Raw genomic sequence first — 17,440 nt, forward strand, 5'->3', positions numbered from 1 at the left:
AGGTCAGATCAGAACGCGTCATCGAACGTCCAATACGTACAATAGGATGAACCAGCAAGGAGGAGCATATGCCCACGGTCGCACAGCAGCATGTGGCACGACGCGCGCAGGGGTCGGCCCCCGCCCCCGTCGCCGGTCCGGAGCGGAGCGCCCCGGTGGTGCTCATGGTATCAGGCGGCGCGGACTCAACCGCGCTTCTCCTCATGGCCTGCACCTCGACCCTCGACCTCGCGGACGGCCGCGGCCCCGCGCGCATCGCCCGCGAGCGCCTGCACGTGCTGCACGTGAACCACCACCTGCGCGGTGAGGCCTCCGATGCCGATGAGGCCTTCGTCCGCGACCTCTGCGAGCGCTTTGGGGTGCCCCTCTGCGTCGAGCACGTCTCGTTCGACAACCTGAACGGGGAGAACCTCGAGGCCGCCGCACGTGACGCCCGGTACGCCGCGGCCCGTCGTTACGTGCGCGAGCTCACCCGCGCCGCCGGGACCCCGCGCTCAGCCGCGCGTATCGTGACCGCCCACACGGCGAGCGACCGCGCGGAGACCTTCTTCATGAACGCCATCAAGGGCTCGGGTCCCGCGGGCCTCTCGAGCATTCCCCGCCGCCGGAACATCATCGTGCGCCCGCTGCTCGACAGCACGCACGAGGAGCTCACGGCCTACCTTGAGATGTCGGGCCAATCCTGGCGGGAGGACGAGACCAACCGCGACACCAGCTACCTGCGCAACTACGTGCGGCACAAGCTGATGCCGCTCGCGCGGGAGCGCAATTCCAATCTCGAGCGCGCCGTGAGCGCGGGCTGCGACATCCTGGGTGACGAGGATGCCTTCATGTCCCAGCTCGCCGCGACCGCACTCCGCTCCTGCCTGCGCCGGACGCAGGAGGGGCTCGTGGTGCTCGACGGCGCCCGCCTCGCGTCGAGTGAGATCGCCGTAGCGCGCCGGATGGTACGGCTCGCGGTGCGGATGCTCGACCCCGAGGTCAGGCTCGAGATGCGCCATGTTGAAGGAGTGCTCGCGGCCGTGGGGGTCGGGTCGGGTTCGCTCACGTTGCCCGGCGGGATCGACGCGCGGATGGAGTTCGGCGCGCTCACGCTGCGCACCGCCACGGCCCGCGAAGAGCTTGTGGCGGCGTGGCTTGGGCTGGGGGAGAGCATGGCGCTCGCCAACGGGCGCGTGCTTCGGGCTGAGTACCTGGAGGTTCCGGCGGGCGCGGACCCCGTTGCCTTTGCGCGGGAGATGTCGGGCGCATCCCCCCGCGACCTCGAGGAACCCGCCCTTCGACATCCCGTCGCATGCGTGGACACCGCCGCCCTTGGATACGATCCCCGCGACCTCGTGAGTGGTGGGGTCCGCGCCCGGTTCTGGGTCGATGCCCCGGCGCCTGGCGACGTGATCCACCCGCTGGGCATGAGCGGCCGCAGCCGCAAACTCTCCGATGTGTTTGGGTCGCGGCGCATCCCGGTCGCCGATCGCCCGGCAGTGCCGGTGGTGCGCACCGCGCCAGGCGGGTCGATCGTTTGGGCCGCCGGCATCTGCCTGGACGACCGTTTCAAGTGCACCGCGCACACTCAGGGGATCATTCGCCTCACGATGCACGAGCTCGGTGCTGAGGCGTGACGGAATGCGCTGGGCGCCGCGCCTACATGTGTCGTGCGACCACGGATAGGGCTTCTGTCAAGGTGCGGAGGAATGGAGTTCGCTCCAGGGCGCGGGGAGTGTGGAGGACCCGCACCGCGGCCCGGTGAGAAGCTGCGATCGGGCCCACGGCGCGGCGCGACGGGGCCACGAGGGATTCGGAATCCCGTCCCGCTCCATCTTGCATATTTATATCCATATAAGAGAGAATTAACAGAGAAATACTCGTTATTATGTGTCTAACGATGAAGCCCGAAATCAAAACTTCCAGAAGTGCGGTAGTAAAACGCCGATCCTTGAGTAGCCCCGCCGAAAAGTCAGCGTTTTCGCAGGGAAAACCTGTGCGGAAGGGCCGTGTACTCGACCAACGCGATTTCACTACCGCACTTCTGGAAGTTTTCAATCATGCGCCGATCCTTGGTTCTGGCAGCTCGCGTTGCGGTGTCCAGCGCTAGGTGTCATTTGCCCGCATAGGCTCAAAAATCTACTTTCAACCGAGCTCTCATGCAAATCGCCTGTGAGACCGCCTCGAGATGACGTTCTCACGCCTGCGGGGTCGCCCTGAGGTGATNCGTCGCTCACCGGCAAGGATACCAAGGTCTGCGGCTACGTGCGCGGGACGATCAACGACGCCAGCGCTGGCTACCGTTTCACGATCGAGTCGCAGGGATCCGAGATCAACGTGGTCTACGACGGCGGCCTAGACGAGAACGTGCAGGACGGCACCGCCCTGGTGATCGAGGGGAAGCTCGGCGAGGACGGGCTCTTCCACGCGGCGTCGCAGCCCTCGATCAACTCGAGCATCAAGGCGTAGGAGCCTTGGTGCGGCGGGTGCCCTGGCCGGGCGTCCACGTCCGGCCGAGTTCCGATCCGGAGCCCCGTCCGCGGACGGCCCACGTGCTATCCTCGGCGGCGTCCCGAGCTCAAGCGAGCCTCGTGCTCCGGGTGCGTTCGAACGCGCGTCCTCGCACGCCGGCGCTGCCCACGAGGCCCGCATCCGGTCCCAGACGTGCCCGAGTGCACCCCTTGCACGGCCAGGCCGACCGTGAGCACGCCCCGGCCCCGACCCGCACCCACGCTCCTGCCCGACCCCAAAGCGCCCCAGCCCCCACTCCAGCCCATACGCGCCCGCGCCGCCGGACGCCCGCATACAGAGGACGGTTCCATGGTTTCAACTCTCGGTAACGCGCTGATGATCATCGCGCTCCTCGTGTCCCTCGCCGCCGCCGGGCTCCTGCTCATCGGCGTGAAGGGCCGGAGCGAATCCTTGGTCAACGTCGGGTACCTGCTCGTCTTCGGCAACGTCCTCGCGCTCACGGCCGCCATCGGCCTGGTGCTCGTCTGCTTCCTCACCGAGAACTACAGCATCGCCTACGTGGTCTCCAACTACCCGGTCACCTCGAGCCCGCTGAAGCCGCTCTACCTGGTCTCCGCGGTTTGGGCCGGACGCCAGGGTTCGCTGCTGCTCTGGACCTGGCTGATCGCCGTCTTCGCGGCCGCGGTCGCCTGGCGTCGCCTGCACGTCACCGACGACCTCTCCTCCGTCGCCCTCGCGGCGACCGAGATCGTGGCCCTGCTCTTCGTCTGCACCCTCGCGCTCTCGGATTCCAACAACCCCTTCATGCCCACGTCGGCGCAGTACCTGAACGCCGACGGCACCCTCGCGAACCCCGTGGGCGGCATGAACCAGCTGCTCATGCACTGGGCGATGATCCTGCACCCGCCCGCGACCTTCATCGGCTACGCGGGCATGACCCTGCCCTTCGCCTACGCCATGGCGGCCCTCGTCACCGGCGACCTCTCCGCGCGCTGGGTCGAGCTCACCGACCGCCTGGCCGTGTTCAGCTTCATCTTCCTGACGATCGGCATGCTGCTCGGCGCCGTCTGGGCCTACGTCGTGCTCGGTTGGGGCGGCTTCTGGGCCTGGGATGCCGTTGAGAACGCGAGCCTCTTCTCGTGGCTGACCTCGGTGGCGATGATCCACAGCTTCACGATGTACCGCAAGCGCGGCGTGTTCAAGCGCTGGAGCATGTTCGCGGCAACTGTTACCTTCATCTTCGTGGTGCTCGGCACCTTCATCACCCGCTCGGGCCTCGTGCAGTCCGTGCACGCCTTTGCCCAGGACGAGGTCTCGACCTACCTCTTCCTCGGCATCATGGGCGCCGCCGGCCTCGCCTTCCTGATTGGCCTCATCTACCGCAGCGGCGAGATCGACGAGACGGAGGAGATCGAGTCTCTGGTGTCGAAGAACGGCTCGTACTACCTCACAAACCTCGTGATGATCGTCGCCGCGGTGCTGACGGCCTACCTCACGGTGTCGAGCGCCCTGCCCGGATGGCTGCCGCTTGGCGGGTCCGTCGTCGCGGCCGGGGCCTTCAACGCGGTGGCCCGACCCGTGGGCGTGCTCTTCTGCCTGCTCATGGCCGTGTGCCCGATGCTCGGCTGGCGCAAGACGGACGGCGCGTCCTTCTGGAGGAACATGCGCGTGCCGGCGATCCTCGGCGCGGTGGTCTTCGCGGCGCTCATGGCGCTCTTCGTGCTCAAGTTCGCGCCCGAGTACGACGAGATCGTGGCCGCCGGCGGTGATGCCGCGACGGCCCTCACCGAGCAGGGTCCGCGCCTCTACTACTTCGCCCTGACCGTGCTCGCCTTCGCGGCGGCGGCCCTGCTCTTCGCCTCCTCGGCCTACCTGCTGGGGCGCGGGATCGCGGCACGGCGGAAGAACAAGGGCGAGGGCCCGGCGCTCGCCCTCGTGAACCTCTTCCGCCGCTCCCCGGCGCAGGCCGGCGGCTACCTCACCCACCTCGGCGTGGCCATCGTGCTCGTGGGCCTCGTGGGCTCGAGCATGTACGTGCGCGAGCAGACGCTCGACCTCGCGGCCACGGCGGGGGAGAGCGGCCAGGTGGGGTCTTACGTCATCACCTATCGCGACGGGCGAGAGTACTCCGACACCGGCGACAACAAGATCAAGCAGGTCGATCTTGAGGTGACGGACGCCGCTTCGGGCACTGTGCTCGGGACGGTCTCGCCGTCGATGGAGATTGGCGCCACCAACACCGGTCAGCAGATCCTGCATGCAAGCGTGCTCACGTTCCCGAGCGAGGACCTCTTCNGCCGCCCTGCGCGCCTTCGCCTCCTGCCGAGGCGGCGCCGACCGGAGCGTGGCCGCCGTCGCTACTGGCCCGGTAGCCGTCGTTACCGATGCTAGTCCCGCCGTCCTGAGCCTTGGCGACTCCGCCCGCGCCGATGCCGAATCAAGCTCTCTCGCTCCCGCTCTGAATGCCGATCCCGGCGCCACCCCGCAAACCCCTGCTGCCTCCGTCCCCGCCGTCCTGGCCCGCGGGCTCGTCAAGCAGTTCGGCGCCCGCCGCGGTCTCGACGGGGTCGACCTCACCCTGCCAGCTGGGGCCTTCCTGTCGATCTTTGGCCCGAATGGTGCGGGAAAGACCACGCTCCTGAGCATCCTCTCCCTGCTCTCGCGACCCACGCGCGGCTCGCTCGCGCTGCTCGGCGTCGATGCCCTCGAGGAGCCCGAGGCCCTGCGCGCCCGCATCGGGCTCATCTCGCACCGCTCCATGCTCTACGGCGACCTCACCGCCCGTGAGAACCTCGCCTTCTTCAGCTCCCTCTACACCGGTGAGCCCGATGAGCAGCGAATCGATGAGCTCTTGCGCCTGGTTGAGCTCGACCACCGCCGCAACGACCTCGTGCGCACGTTCTCGCGCGGCATGCAGCAGCGCCTCTCCATCGCCCGTGCGCTCGTGAACGACCCCGCGCTCGTCCTGCTCGACGAGCCCTACTCGGGTCTCGACCCCCACGCGGCCGAGCTCCTGGACGAGCTCATCGAGCGGGTGCGACCGGGCCGGACGCTCGTCATGGTGAGCCACGACCTCGCGAAGGGCTTCGACCTCTGCACCCACGCGCTAATCCTCGCGCGCAGCCAGGTGGTGGCCTTCGTGGAGAAGGACACCGTCGACGCCGCAGCCTTCCGCGACCTCTACCTCGCGACGGTCGGAACGGGGGTGGCGTGATGGAGCCGCACCGCGCATCGGGCTTCGCGCAGTACCGGGCCCTGCTCATGAAGGACATCCGCCAGGAGCTGCGCACCCGCGAGATGCTGACGTCCATGGTGGTGTACGCGGTCATGGTGCTGACCATCTACGGGGCCGCGCTCGCGCAGGTAGGCGATACGGTGCAGGTGACGGCTTTCGCCGGCGGGCTCCTGTGGGCGCTGATCATCTTCACGAGTCTGCTTGGGCTGAATCGGAGCTTCGCGCATGAGACCGAGTCGGGCTGCCTGGAGGGTATCCTCCTCGCGCCGGTGGAGCGGCCTGTGGTGTTCCTCGCCAAGGCCACCTCGAACCTGATCTTCCTCGTGGCGGTCGAGCTGCTGGCTGTGCCCTTGTTCTTCCTGCTCTTCCTCTCAGGCGCTGAGCTCGCGTCGAGCGTGCCGATGATCATCCTGCCGCTCGCGGTGGGCACCGTGGGCGTCGCCGGCGTGGGGACCCTCCTCTCCACGATGGTGATCGACACGCGCGGCCGCGACGTGCTTCTGGCGATCCTCTTCATCCCTGTGGCGTTTCCGCTGCTCTACGCCTGCGTCTCCGCGACGACGATCGCATTCATGGGGGTCGAGGGGACCTTCGATGCCTTCTGGACCGCCTGTGCCGTGGCGGGCGCCTACGACGTGATCATGGTGGCCGCAGCCTGGGGGCTGTACGAGTTCGTCGTGAGCGCGTAGGGCGAGCGGGCGCCCACCCCCTATAATCTTGCCTCGCGCGCAGTTCTGGCCGCCCCCGCTGCGGCTCTGCCCAAGCCCCATTCGCGCCCTCGGTCGCTCCGTTGCTCTGTCCCAACCTCGCTCGCTGCCCTGGCAGATCCGCTGTGGCTATGACCTGATCGCATCCGCAGGTGCGGCTGCAACTTGTGTATCTGTTAGGTCGTTCGAGCACACGCCGGACCGGACGAATGCCGTATCGAACCAGCTGTAGCCAGCCGTCGGAACCTCCGGGCTCAAACCAGGCCAGGTTGGTACAGGTTTTCGCGCGGCCGGAGTAAACCTCCTCAGTTTGGTACAGGTTTTTGCCGTGCGTCAAAGTACACGGCGTAAGGGCAAGGCTTTTACCTGCGGGCTGCGTCTACCAGATCAGCGGTCTACTTGACCGGTCCGATAAAACCTGTACCAAACTGAGGAGGTTTGTCGTCCGGGTCGCGAAACGTGTACCAATGGCGAGAGATTTTCCCATGGGAGCTGCGGCAATGGAGCGATGGGGTACAGAACAGCGTGGTTTTCTTCGGGTTCTCCGTGAACCCGCAGCAACGAACTGCTTCGGAACCGGCCGACTGACACGATCGGAAGAGCAAGAAGAGACGGCTTAAGGCAGGGGCGCGACCGCGCCCCAGGGAGCGGGCATCATTCAATCGCGCATCAACCTTCCGCAATAGGGCGCAACTACATCACGGGAGCGGGGCGGCACCGCTTTTCAGGACGCGATGCGGTTTGGTGTGGGATTGAGCGACGAGGCGAGAAAAATCTTCGGCTTGGTGTGGGTTTTCCTACGGACGAAAAGTAGACGCGGAAATCGCGCATCGACTACCTGCGGCTTTAGTTGCATAGAAAGCCGCGCTACTCGGTGCCCTCGCAAAAAGCCACACCAAACCGACGGGAAAATGCCGCGTCGGGAGGAACTCACACCAAACCGCAGAAATCGCGGCAGGCTCGGGCTTGAGACACCAAAGCCCTGCTGGACATCCAACCAGTGGGAGACAGATCCACGCTAGATCCCATGGATCCCGTCGTCCCATAACCTGCCATGCCACGGCGGGGCAATCGACGTCCGCCGTTTCAGCCTGGCCTGCCCACCCGCGTCGCATCCTGGATCCCGAGCGTATCCGCACGCTCAAGCAGGTTGGACCACCCAGTGCGCGACCCGCTCCAACCCCACCATCCCGTAATCCGAGCCACGCGACGTGCTAGTATCGTCGTGTTCCGGTCGACGGGGAGGCCAGCGTGTCGCCCTCTGCCCTGAAAGGAGTGCCGGTGCAGCAAAAGGCTGACAGGCTCGTTCCGATTCTGCTTATCGCAGGCGTGCTGCTGGTGACGTTCGATGTGGTGTGGGCGTTCACGGTGTCCCCGCTGGTGAGGGGCGCGCAGCTCTCGGAGTCGGTTGTGATCGCAGGGCAGGTGGTCAGCTCCAAGCTGCTGCTCTCGCAGAAGATCTTCTACCTGCATGTCCCCGTGGCGATCGCCTCGTTCGTTGCCCTGCTCGCGGCCGCCTGGCAGGGCGTGCGCTTCCTCGCGACGAAGCGCCGCGCCTTCGACGTGCGCGCGAAGACCGCCATGCAGGTCACGCTCGCGCTCATCGTGGCCACCATGATCTCGGGCGACCTCTGGACCCGCTTCGAATGGGGCGTTTGGTGGGTGTGGGAGCCGCGCCTGACCACGTATTTCATCCTGATGCTGCTGGTCATCGCCTATTTCATCCTGCGCAACGCGATCGAGGACGAGGAACGCCGTGCACGGTTCTCGGCCGTGTTCGGCATCATCGCGGCGGTCGACGCGCCGATCTCGTTCATGGTGACGCGCCTGGTGCCGAGCTCCGTGCATCCGGTGGTGTTTCGCACGGACAGCGGCCTGCCTCCGAACATGCTGATTCCGTTTTTGGTAGGCATGCTGGGGATGCTGCTGGTGACCTGGGCCCTGTATAAGCTTGCACTGCGGGTGAACGAGCAAGCAGATGAGGTTGAGACCCTGAAGGAGCAGCTTGAGGAGGCTGACGGGCGCGTGCAGCGTGCGGCGGCCGACGAGGCCTTGGAGCGTCTGCGGGCTCAGGCGGCGGTTGTGACTGGTGAAGCCGCGCATGGCCCTGCGGCAGATTCAAACCACGCGCACGAAGACCAGTGAGCTAAACCGCGGGGTTGCACCGTGGGTCGAGTGAAAGAGTTCAACCCGCCGGCTGCCGCGTTCACGCGGCACTGACGGTAAGTAAGGAGAGATGACATGGACGCGATTCTGTCCGAGGTGTATTCGACGGTGCTGCCGGCAGCTCCGTTTGTGATCGCGGCATATGTGGGCGTGTGGCTGGTGATCGCGGTGTTCGTGCTGATGCTTTGGGGCAAGCAGCGCAAGACCAGCGAGGACATCGCGGCTCTGCGCGAGGCGCTGGATCGTCGTGAGCGCGAGAGCGGAGACGGGCAGAGCCGGTAAGAGGCATAGCATGGCATGGGCCCGAAGAAGCCGGCGCTGTAGCGAGATGAGATCCCGCCTTGAGCAGGTGAACCCAGGGAGATAAGCCCGCCGGCGCTGGCTAGATCGGCAAGATACGCTTGGCGAGGGTGAGGCCCAAAAGAGCAATCAGGCACCGCAGCTGAGTGCGATCCTGATGTGCCAGGCCCAGCTGCGGGGCGAGACGGGAGCGCGGGCTGTCGAGCCCACTGCAGTGCGTTCGAGTAGTTCCCAACCCCATCTCCAAACGCCTTCCACCGCGGGGCAGCTACCGTTTTCTAAACCCTGACCATGCGGTTACGGCGAGCAGTTCCGCGCATGCGAGTATGAAGAAAATCTGGTGCACTGCACCGGACTTGCTATGGTGAGCCGAGAAGCGTATTATTTTCTTCCGCGCACGAGATGCGCCCAGACATTGCGGGGTGGAGCAGTCTGGTAGCTCGCCGGGCTCATAACCCGGAGGTCGTAGGTTCAAATCCTGCCCCCGCGACCATGAACTTACAGCTCGGAGGTCCAACGGCCTCCGAGCTTTTTCTTTCTCAACCACCTAAACCGTAGGTATGAACTAAAGCAGCACGTAATCGAATAAGCAAAGCCGTCCTAGCGGGTGGCAAATGCAGAGCGCTCTCCTGGCGGCTGAGAGGATGCTAGATGTGCGCCGGGTCAAGCGGCCCGCTGCACCACAAGAGTATTCCGCTGTAGACTGTGGTTACTAGAAAATCGCGTCAGACTCCTTGTAGCGAATGATCTGCGTCTCGATTTGGTGGAGTATATCACGCTCAAGATCGGCAACGTCGATAGTCCAGACCTCACCGCGACGAGGGTTGAAGAGGCCTAGGCGCGTCACAGACTCATACTGCTTTGCGTGAACCGAATGCAGGCCCATGAGCCAGTACATGACGATTTGGAGCGTGTGATCCTTATCCGGCTTGTTCTTGTTCGTCTTGAAGTCCCACACGGTGTCCGCCGTCATGAAGTCACCGTCGCCGGTATTGACCCGTTCCGTATAGCCGCCTTGGAACGTGATGCCGTCAGCCGTCACAGGGCCATACTCCTTGAAGTTTGGCGACTACGTTGATCAGGTGACGACCTGCGATGTGGTGAACATCGACCAGGTTGATTTCACGCATATCGACTACGTGTTCACCACAGTGCCCATTGGGAAGCAGCTGCCCGTGCCGGTGCGCGAGGTCACCTACTTCCTCGATTCTGATGAGGCATACCGCGCCCGCGAGGCGCTTAGGGGCACGGTGTCCGACGTCTCGTTCGATCCCGCCCGCTTCGCCGACCCAGCCCTGTTCTTCCCGCATCTGAACATGGGCACCAAGGATGAGGTCCTGGACTACCTCATCGGGCGCGTCGAATCTCTCCGCCACGTCTCGGCGGACTTCCGCAAGCTCGTGCTGCAGCGCGAGTCCGTGCTGTCTACGGCGTTCGGCAACGACGTCGCCATACCGCATCCGCTCGAGGTGTCCTCCGGAGATCCGTTCATGTGCATTGGCCTGCTCGATGAGCCCGTTGCATGGGGCGAGGAGGGCAAGACTGTCCGCGCCGTCTTCTTGGTGTCGTTCGCTAACGAGCGGCAGGCGGAGTTCCGCTCGTTCTTGGATCGGTTCACCGACATGGCCGCCGATGCGGAGGCTATAGCGGAGCTGCTGCGCGAGCAGAGCTGGGAGGCGTTCGCGCGCCTTGTGGCTAAGAGGAGACGGACCGAGCAAGACGGGGCGTCCGAAGACCTCCGCCCATAGATCGACTTTCACCCGACAGGGTCACCTGCCATTTCCAGATTATCCATAGCGAGTTGAAGAGAGGAGGAAGAGCTATGGCAGAGGAGGAGAGCATGGAGCTTATCTCGTTCGGCATCGTCGCATCCGCTGGCCAGGCGCGCAGCATGGCGATGGATGCCATCGCCAAGGCGCGCGAGGGGGACATCGCGGGCGCCCGCGCGCTGCTCGAGGAGTCGCGCAAGGTGGGCATCGAGGCCCACGATGAGCAGACGAAGCTCCTGTCCCGCGAGGCCAACGGCGAGCACGTCCCGGTTGACGTGCTGCTGGTGCATTCGCAGGACCACCTGATGACATCGATGCTCTGCCAAGACCTGGCAGAGGAGATGATCAACCTGTACGAGCGCACCGCAAGGTGACGGCTCCGCGCATGTGCCGAAACGTTGGGGCGAGGCGCCCCGGGAAAGGAAGATGAAGATGAAGGTCCTGCTTGTGTGTGCTGCTGGCATGTCCACCAGCATGCTTATGAAGAAAATGGAGTCCTATGCGAAGGAGAACGGTATCGATGTCGCCATCGACGCCCGCAGCTTCTCAGAGCTGAAGGACCCCAAAGAGGCGGGCTATGACTGCATCCTGATCGGCCCGCAGATCGCATATATGAAGGACAAGGTCCTGAAGCGCGCGAACGGCCTGCCCTGCGACGTCATCCCCCTGAAGGACTACGGCCGCCAGAACTGCCCGGCCATCTTCGAGCTGATCGACAAGCTCCTTGCGTAAGCCATTGCCGGTTTTTGAGCTGATAGGTTGAGCCATGAGGAAGAAGCAGAGGAACAAACTCCGCCGCGCCCAGACCGCGACGCCGGACCGAGACAGCAGGCATGCCAGTGAGGCCCCACGCAAGCGGGTCCGCGCCCAGCGAGGTCCCGGCACCGAGGAGTTCAAGCACGAGCAGTCGATCAAGACGGCGAAGTGGAACCGGTACCTGCTGATCCGCTATCTGGCCGCCGGCCTGTTCTTCGTAGGCCTGTACTGGGCGTTCATGCTCCTGGTGCTGTCTCCGGGGCCCGCGCTCATCGCACCTGCCTTGGAGCTCGTCACGGCGCTCGTGGTCACGGTGGAGGTCTTCACGGTCATCTCGCGCGACGTGGAGTACCTGGTCTGGTCGCATCGCGTGCTCGTGGTTTCCTGCGCCGTCTCGGCGCTGGCGGCGGTGGCCACGGTGGCCACCGGCCCGGAGCTGCTGTTTCCCTTCTTCAGCGCCGCATGGGTCGGTGCGGCGCTCTGCCTCGCGCTCATCGTGATCAAGCTCATCATCATCGGGTGCATCCTGCGCGTGCGCGATCGTCGCGATAAGCGATACGCGCTGTACCAGCAGGCGATCAAATACAACTGACGTATTCACCAGTAGGGGGTTGACTGCCTTGTTTGATTTTCTAGAGAAGTACATCATGGGGCCGATGACCAAGCCGTCCCAGTTCCGCATGATCCGTGCGATCACCTTCGCCGGCATGACCTCGATCTCGTTCACCATCGTGGGCTCGATGTTCCTGATCCTGAACGTTCTTCCGCAGGCCTTCCCGGTGCTCGAGGGCATCTGGGCCGTGTCGTTCGATCAGATCTCAGTGGTGTACATGCTGGCCAACAGCGCCACCATCGGCTGCATCGCCGTGTACTTCCTCATCGGCACCGCGTTTGAGTACGCGCGCATCCTGGCCGAGGAGGACGAGATCGACATCAAGCCGATCAACGGCGTGCTCACGGCCCTCATGGCCATGTTCATCTGCATCCCGCAGCTCGGTATCGTCGACGGGGCCATCGCGCTCCTGAACGACCCTGAGAACGCCCTGATCAACGGATGGACCATGTCGGGCGGCCCGGCCCGCTTCGGCGCCACCGGCATCTTCTGCGCGTTCATCATCGCCTGGTTCTCGGTACGCATCTATGCGCTGTGCGTCGAGAAGAACATCGTCATCAAGCTGCCCGACGTGGTGCCCGACGGCGTCGCCCGCTCGTTCACCGCGCTGGCCCCCGGCTTCCTCGTCGCCATCGTCTGCATGCTGATCCAGGCCGTGTTTATGGCGTTCGGCACCGACTTCTACAGCTTCATCGCCATCCCGTTCGGCTTCGTGGTCAACATCGTCGACACCCTGCCCGGCATCCTGGTGATCTACTTCCTGATCCACGCCCTGTGGCTCGTCGGCATCCACGGCGCCACGATCGTCACCTCGCCGCTGCAGGCCGTCGCCCTGTCCAACCTGGTTGTGAACGCCTCCGGCGGATCCGCCATCTGGGCCGGCGAGTTCAACAACGCGTTCGTCACGGTCGGCGGTTCCGGCGCCACGCTTGGCCTCACGATCCTCATGCTCTTCCTCGCCAAGTCCGAGCAGCTGAAGGCCATCGGCAAGGCGGAGATCGTGCCTGCGTTCTTCAACATCAACGAGCCGCTCATCTTCGGCCTGCCGATCGTGTACAACCCGGCTCTCGCGATCCCGTTCATGATCGCCCCCATGGCGTCCGCGACGATCGGCTACCTGGCCATCTCCCTGCACATCATCCCGTCTGTCCTCGTCCAGATGCCCTGGCCGACCCCGGTGGGCATCGGCGCGTTCATCTCCTGCGGCGGCTCCTTCATGGCGGCCGGCGTGGCGATCGTCTGCGTCCTCGTGGCCACGCTCATCTACTTCCCGTTCTTCAAGCAGTACGACAAGCAGCTGTGCGAGGAGGAGGCCCAGAAGCTCGCCGAGGAGCAGGCCGCGGCCTAATTCTCATCAGGCGGTCAAGCTGGGCCCGGTAGGTTGGCGCGCGTCGCCAACGCGGGCGGGCTCCCCGGCGCAGGCGCGCGGCGGGGAGCCCTTTCATCAAAGACGTCAGAGCAACATTGGAGGAACCATGGCACTCAAAGACGGTTTTCTGTGGGGCGGCGCGGTGGCGGCGCATCAGCTGGAGGGCGGTTACGATCAAGGCGGCAAGGGCCTGTCCACGATGGATGTGACAACATCGGGAGATCAGACCCACAAACGGCGGTTCACCCGTGAGATCCTGCCCGGCGAGAACTACCCCAACCACGAGGCCATCGACTTCTACCATCGGTATGAGGACGACATCGCTCTTATGGCCGAGATGGGCTTCAAGTGCTTCCGCACGTCCATCGCATGGAGCCGGATCTTCCCCAACGGCGATGAAGCCGAGCCCAACGAGGAGGGCCTGCGGTTCTACGACCGCCTCTTCGACTGCTGTCTCGAGCACGGCATCCAACCCGTCGTCACCCTGTCCCATTTTGAGATCCCCCTGCATCTGGTGAATGAGTACGGCGGCTGGCGCGACCGGCGGCTCATCGGGTTCTTCGTGCGCTTCGCCACGGTGTGCTTCGAGCGCTACCGCGACAAGGTGACGTACTGGATGACCTTCAACGAGATCAACAACCAGGCCAACTACATGGAGGATTACGCGCTGCTCGCCGACTCCGGCATCGTGGCCGAACCCGGCGAGGACCGCGAGCGCACCATGTTCCAGGCGGCCCACTACGAGCTCGTCGCGAGCGCCGCGGCCATCGAGGCCGGCCGCAAGATCAACCCGGCGTTCAGGCTGGGCTGCATGATCGCCATGTGCCCGGTGTATCCGCTCACCTGTAAGCCCGAGGACATCCTCATGGCCCATAAGGCCATGGAGCGCCGCTACTATTACGCGGACGTGCATGTGAACGGGGTCTATCCTGCCAATACGCTCGCGCTGTGGCGCCGGCGCGGCTTTGATCTCGACGTGACCGATGAGGACCTGGCGCAGCTCGCGCGCGGCTGCGTCGACTACATCGGCTTCAGCTACTACATGAGCTTCGCCATCGAGCACAAGCAAGGAAATGTCCACTATGACTACCGCGAGGACACTGACCTGGTGCCCAACCCGAACCTCAAACGCTCCGACTGGGGCTGGGCGATCGACCCCATCGGCCTGCGCTATGCCCTGAACTGGTTCACCGACAAATACGCCCTGCCCCTGTTCATCGTCGAGAACGGGTTCGGAGCGTACGACAAGGTCGAGGCCGACGGCTCCATCCACGACCCGTACCGCGTGGACTATCTCCGTGCGCATATCGAGCAGATGAAACTCGCCGTGGATGAGGACGGCGTGGACCTCATGGGCTACACGCCGTGGGGCTGCATCGACCTGGTGAGCGCCGGAACCGGTCAGATGGACAAGCGCTACGGCTTCATCTACGTGGACAAGAACGATGCGGGGGAGGGCGCACTCGAGCGATCGCGCAAGGACAGCTTCGCGTGGTACCAGCGCGTCATCGCATCAAACGGCGAGGAGCTGTAAGGCCCAGGGGCTGCGGGGCGCACGGTACCGGGGCCGGGTTGCCGGCCCGGTGCCGTGCGCCTTCTGGAGACACGATGTGAGATGGGAGGATGCGGAATGACAAGGTCGCGGGTAAGCCGGGGTGACAGCGCGTTGCAGCTGCGCTATGGGGTGCTGCACGTGCTCTGGTGGGCACTCACCTGCGCATGCTGCGCCTTCGCCGCCATCTTCCTCGGCGCCAAGGGTATGTCGAGCACTGAGGTCGGCATCGTGACGGGCGGGGCGAGCGTGTGCTCCATCGTCTTCGCGCCGATGCTCGCGGCTGTGCTCACCCGCTTCAGAGGTCTGACCATCCCGCGGCTCCTGAGCGGGGTGCTGGCCCTGTCATCCCTCGCGTACCTCGCCATCTCGTTCCACCCGCTGCCGCCGCTGGTCGTGGCAGCGCTCTACCTCGTGGTGTACGCGGTGCTCGTGGCGTGCGTCCCGCTGCTGGCGCAGATTTCGATGAATTATATCCGCGCAGGTCGTGTGCTCAATTTTGGGTTGGCACGCGGGTTTGGATCCGTGTCATACGCCACCTCCGCCGTGCTGCTGAGCATGTTGGTGGCGCGTTCGGATGCCTGCGTGCTCTCGGTCGTGTTCCTCGTCTGCGCGGGGCTCTTCATGCTGGTGGTGAACACCATGCCGGCCTGCGGGGGAGCGTCCGCCCGCGGGGATGCGACCGCATGCAGCGACTCGTGCGGCATGATCGAGCTCATCCGCAGGCACCCGGTGCTCTTCGGGGTGCTCGTTGGTTTCATGTTGGAGATAGTGGCCAGTACGAGCCTCTCCATCTACCTGATCGACATCGTGGAGCATGTGGGCGGGAACACCGATATGTACGGCGTGGCCGTGTTCTGCATGGCCGCGAGTGAGCTCCCGGCCATGGCGGTCGTTCCGAGGCTCCGACGGCGGCTCTCTGCGGGGACGCTGTTCGCGGCGGCGGGCGTCGCGTACCTGCTGCGCAATGTCACCGTCGCGCTGGCGACGAGCACGGCTGCGGTGCTGGTGGGTCTGACGTTCCAGTCTATGAGCTACGGGCTGCTCACCTCGCTGCTCACGTATTTCATCGCCGAGGAGTGTGGCCCGAGGGATGAGATGACCGGCCAGATGCTGCTGGCCGTTATGACCACGGGCATCGGCGCCACCGTGGGGACGGTGGCGGGTGGGGCGCTGCAGGACGCTTGGGGGATTCAGGCCATGCTGCTGTTCTCGGTCGTGGCCACCGCCGCCGGTTCATCGCTGCTCATCTGGCTGGGGCTGCGCGACCGGGCGGTGCATCCGGCTGTGCGGGGCGTCATGCTGCCGCAGGAGCTGTCCTGCGCGCGGGGCGGCATGCTGGTCCACGAACCGTCCTGCGCGCGGGCCAATATGCTGGTCCAGGAATCACCCTGCCCCCGGCAGCGTGCTTTGAGATAGGGCGCCGGGCTGGTCTGATCTGCGCCGACTTAGTGCGTCGCGAGCTTCAGCCCCACGATCCCTGCGACGATGGCCGCCAGGCAGAGCAGCTTGATCATCGAAACGCCCTCTTGTCCCGAGAACATCGCGTACAGAATCGTGGTACACGCCCCGACACCCACCCAGATAGCGTAGCCGGTTCCTACAGGTATGTGCTTAAGCGCGAAGGCGAGGCCGGACATCGACGCCACGATGCCGATGAGGAAGACGACGCTCGGTCCCAGGCGGCTGAAGCCGTTGCTCTGCGAGAGCGCGGTTGCCCAAACAGCCTCGAAAACACCTGAGATGATGAGAACAATCCAATGCATGGGAGCTCCCTCCTGAAGTTGAGGGGCCGTCCCCGATGAGATAAAGCGCGCACGGGTCGTCCCGTGCGCGACCACTCTAGCACGCGGGCGTATAGATCCACAAAGTTGCCATTTTGCGCGCTCAAGCAAGTCATTTACTGGTGGACCCGGTATTGCCAGAGCGCCGTCGGCGCCGTCCTTCTCTGCCATGTACAGGTGCGGGCTCATGGCCGGGTAGGGGGCCGCGCTTCTCCTTCTCGTATTCTGTACGGCAGGGCTTCTACGAGCGGGCTGGATGAGCTCATGCTCATCCGTATGGCCTCGTCATTATGCTGAGGCTGTCGTTTGCGGGGCCAGCCAACGTAAGAATCGCAGAGGCTGGCCAAAAATGCCGCGAAACAGTAATTCAATGACCTGAATCGAGATCCTGTTTGCTGTCGGACGGCTGTTTTCGAAGAAGCAACCATATACAGTTATTCATCGCTTGAATTTTGTATCGATTAGTCGCGTGAAGCATGCCTCAGAATGCCCCCAGTTACTTTTTCGCGGCGTTTTTGGCCACCGGCTCCAATTTCAATAAAAAAGGCCCCCTGTAACGTTGGGAAGCAACGGAAGGACGGCATGTCCGTCATGGCTTGCAACCGTTCGGTCACATGCATGGATCGCAGAGACCGGGCAATCAAAAGGGGGCTCGGACAGATGCCCGAGCCCCCTTGCAGTTAGATCGCATTGGCCAGTCGATGATGCCTTAGAGCTGTCAAGTGGCCCCGCAGC

The 17,440-nt window shown here is 64.4% G+C and carries 15 protein-coding genes, 1 tRNA gene and 1 pseudogene; 15 read left to right on the top strand and 2 right to left on the bottom strand.

Annotated elements, in window-relative coordinates; genetic code table 11:
- Nucleotides 1–68: 68 nt before the first annotated feature.
- The 8 genes and pseudogenes from tilS to CAP13_RS06760 all read left to right on the top strand — a co-directional run bounded on the left by tilS (nucleotide 69) and on the right by CAP13_RS06760 (nucleotide 9,355).
- Nucleotides 69–1,619, top strand: a complete 1,551-nt coding sequence (tilS, locus tag CAP13_RS06725; RefSeq protein WP_179184989.1) for a tRNA lysidine(34) synthetase TilS — start codon at nucleotides 69–71, stop codon at nucleotides 1,617–1,619.
- 610 nt (nucleotides 1,620–2,229) lie between these two features.
- Nucleotides 2,230–2,451 (top strand): annotated as a pseudogene (locus tag CAP13_RS06730) (cytochrome c maturation protein CcmE domain-containing protein); the annotation flags it as partial.
- 378 nt (nucleotides 2,452–2,829) lie between these two features.
- Nucleotides 2,830–4,845, top strand: coding sequence for a heme lyase CcmF/NrfE family subunit (locus tag CAP13_RS06735; protein ID WP_425429846.1), 2,016 nt, complete (start codon nucleotides 2,830–2,832; stop codon nucleotides 4,843–4,845).
- On the top strand, nucleotides 4,799–5,668 hold the full coding sequence (locus CAP13_RS06740) for an ABC transporter ATP-binding protein (protein ID WP_179184979.1): 870 nt from the start codon (nucleotides 4,799–4,801) through the stop codon (nucleotides 5,666–5,668). The genes CAP13_RS06735 and CAP13_RS06740 overlap by 47 nt, the downstream gene beginning before the upstream one ends.
- Complete coding sequence (locus CAP13_RS06745) at nucleotides 5,668–6,378, top strand: heme exporter protein CcmB (RefSeq protein ID WP_085830855.1); 711 nt, start codon at nucleotides 5,668–5,670, stop codon at nucleotides 6,376–6,378. The genes CAP13_RS06740 and CAP13_RS06745 overlap by 1 nt, the downstream gene beginning before the upstream one ends.
- A gap of 1,299 nt (nucleotides 6,379–7,677) precedes the next feature.
- Nucleotides 7,678–8,541: a cytochrome c biogenesis protein CcsA gene (gene ccsA / locus CAP13_RS06750; protein WP_245798941.1), complete on the top strand. Its 864-nt coding sequence runs from the start codon at nucleotides 7,678–7,680 to the stop codon at nucleotides 8,539–8,541.
- Between the two features lie 96 nt (nucleotides 8,542–8,637).
- Entirely contained in the window at nucleotides 8,638–8,844 is a 207-nt protein-coding gene (locus CAP13_RS06755; protein ID WP_085830856.1) for a hypothetical protein, read from the top strand.
- Between the two features lie 434 nt (nucleotides 8,845–9,278).
- Nucleotides 9,279–9,355 (top strand) — tRNA-Met (locus tag CAP13_RS06760).
- 219 nt (nucleotides 9,356–9,574) lie between these two features.
- Here CAP13_RS06760 and CAP13_RS06765 read toward each other — a convergent pair.
- A complete protein-coding gene (locus tag CAP13_RS06765; RefSeq protein WP_143764922.1) occupies nucleotides 9,575–9,904 on the bottom strand; it encodes a hypothetical protein in 330 nt (109 codons plus the stop codon).
- 13 nt (nucleotides 9,905–9,917) lie between these two features.
- Between CAP13_RS06765 and CAP13_RS06770 the strand changes: the two genes are divergently transcribed.
- From CAP13_RS06770 to CAP13_RS06800, 7 genes are all read left to right on the top strand, one after another.
- Nucleotides 9,918–10,610: a PTS sugar transporter subunit IIA gene (locus CAP13_RS06770; RefSeq protein WP_218775322.1), complete on the top strand. Its 693-nt coding sequence runs from the start codon at nucleotides 9,918–9,920 to the stop codon at nucleotides 10,608–10,610.
- Between the two features lie 74 nt (nucleotides 10,611–10,684).
- Entirely contained in the window at nucleotides 10,685–11,005 is a 321-nt protein-coding gene (locus CAP13_RS06775) for a PTS lactose/cellobiose transporter subunit IIA (RefSeq protein ID WP_085830859.1), read from the top strand.
- A 58-nt stretch (nucleotides 11,006–11,063) separates the two neighbouring features.
- On the top strand, nucleotides 11,064–11,363 hold the full coding sequence (locus CAP13_RS06780) for a PTS sugar transporter subunit IIB (protein WP_085830860.1): 300 nt from the start codon (nucleotides 11,064–11,066) through the stop codon (nucleotides 11,361–11,363).
- 34 nt (nucleotides 11,364–11,397) lie between these two features.
- Nucleotides 11,398–11,979: a hypothetical protein gene (locus tag CAP13_RS06785; RefSeq protein ID WP_085830861.1), complete on the top strand. Its 582-nt coding sequence runs from the start codon at nucleotides 11,398–11,400 to the stop codon at nucleotides 11,977–11,979.
- 28 nt (nucleotides 11,980–12,007) lie between these two features.
- Nucleotides 12,008–13,348: a PTS cellobiose transporter subunit IIC gene (gene celB, locus CAP13_RS06790; RefSeq protein WP_085830862.1), complete on the top strand. Its 1,341-nt coding sequence runs from the start codon at nucleotides 12,008–12,010 to the stop codon at nucleotides 13,346–13,348.
- Between the two features lie 127 nt (nucleotides 13,349–13,475).
- A complete protein-coding gene (locus tag CAP13_RS06795; RefSeq protein ID WP_085830863.1) occupies nucleotides 13,476–14,903 on the top strand; it encodes a 6-phospho-beta-glucosidase in 1,428 nt (475 codons plus the stop codon).
- A 96-nt stretch (nucleotides 14,904–14,999) separates the two neighbouring features.
- Complete coding sequence (locus tag CAP13_RS06800; RefSeq protein WP_179184991.1) at nucleotides 15,000–16,340, top strand: MFS transporter; 1,341 nt, start codon at nucleotides 15,000–15,002, stop codon at nucleotides 16,338–16,340.
- Between the two features lie 29 nt (nucleotides 16,341–16,369).
- Here CAP13_RS06800 and CAP13_RS06805 read toward each other — a convergent pair whose 3' ends face one another.
- Nucleotides 16,370–16,687, bottom strand: a complete 318-nt coding sequence (locus CAP13_RS06805) for a DMT family transporter (protein WP_085830865.1) — start codon at nucleotides 16,685–16,687, stop codon at nucleotides 16,370–16,372.
- Nucleotides 16,688–17,440 lie beyond the last annotated feature (753 nt).

This window comes from Collinsella vaginalis (genome assembly GCF_900176655.1).
Taxonomy (GTDB): Bacteria; Actinomycetota; Coriobacteriia; order Coriobacteriales; family Coriobacteriaceae; genus Collinsella; species Collinsella vaginalis.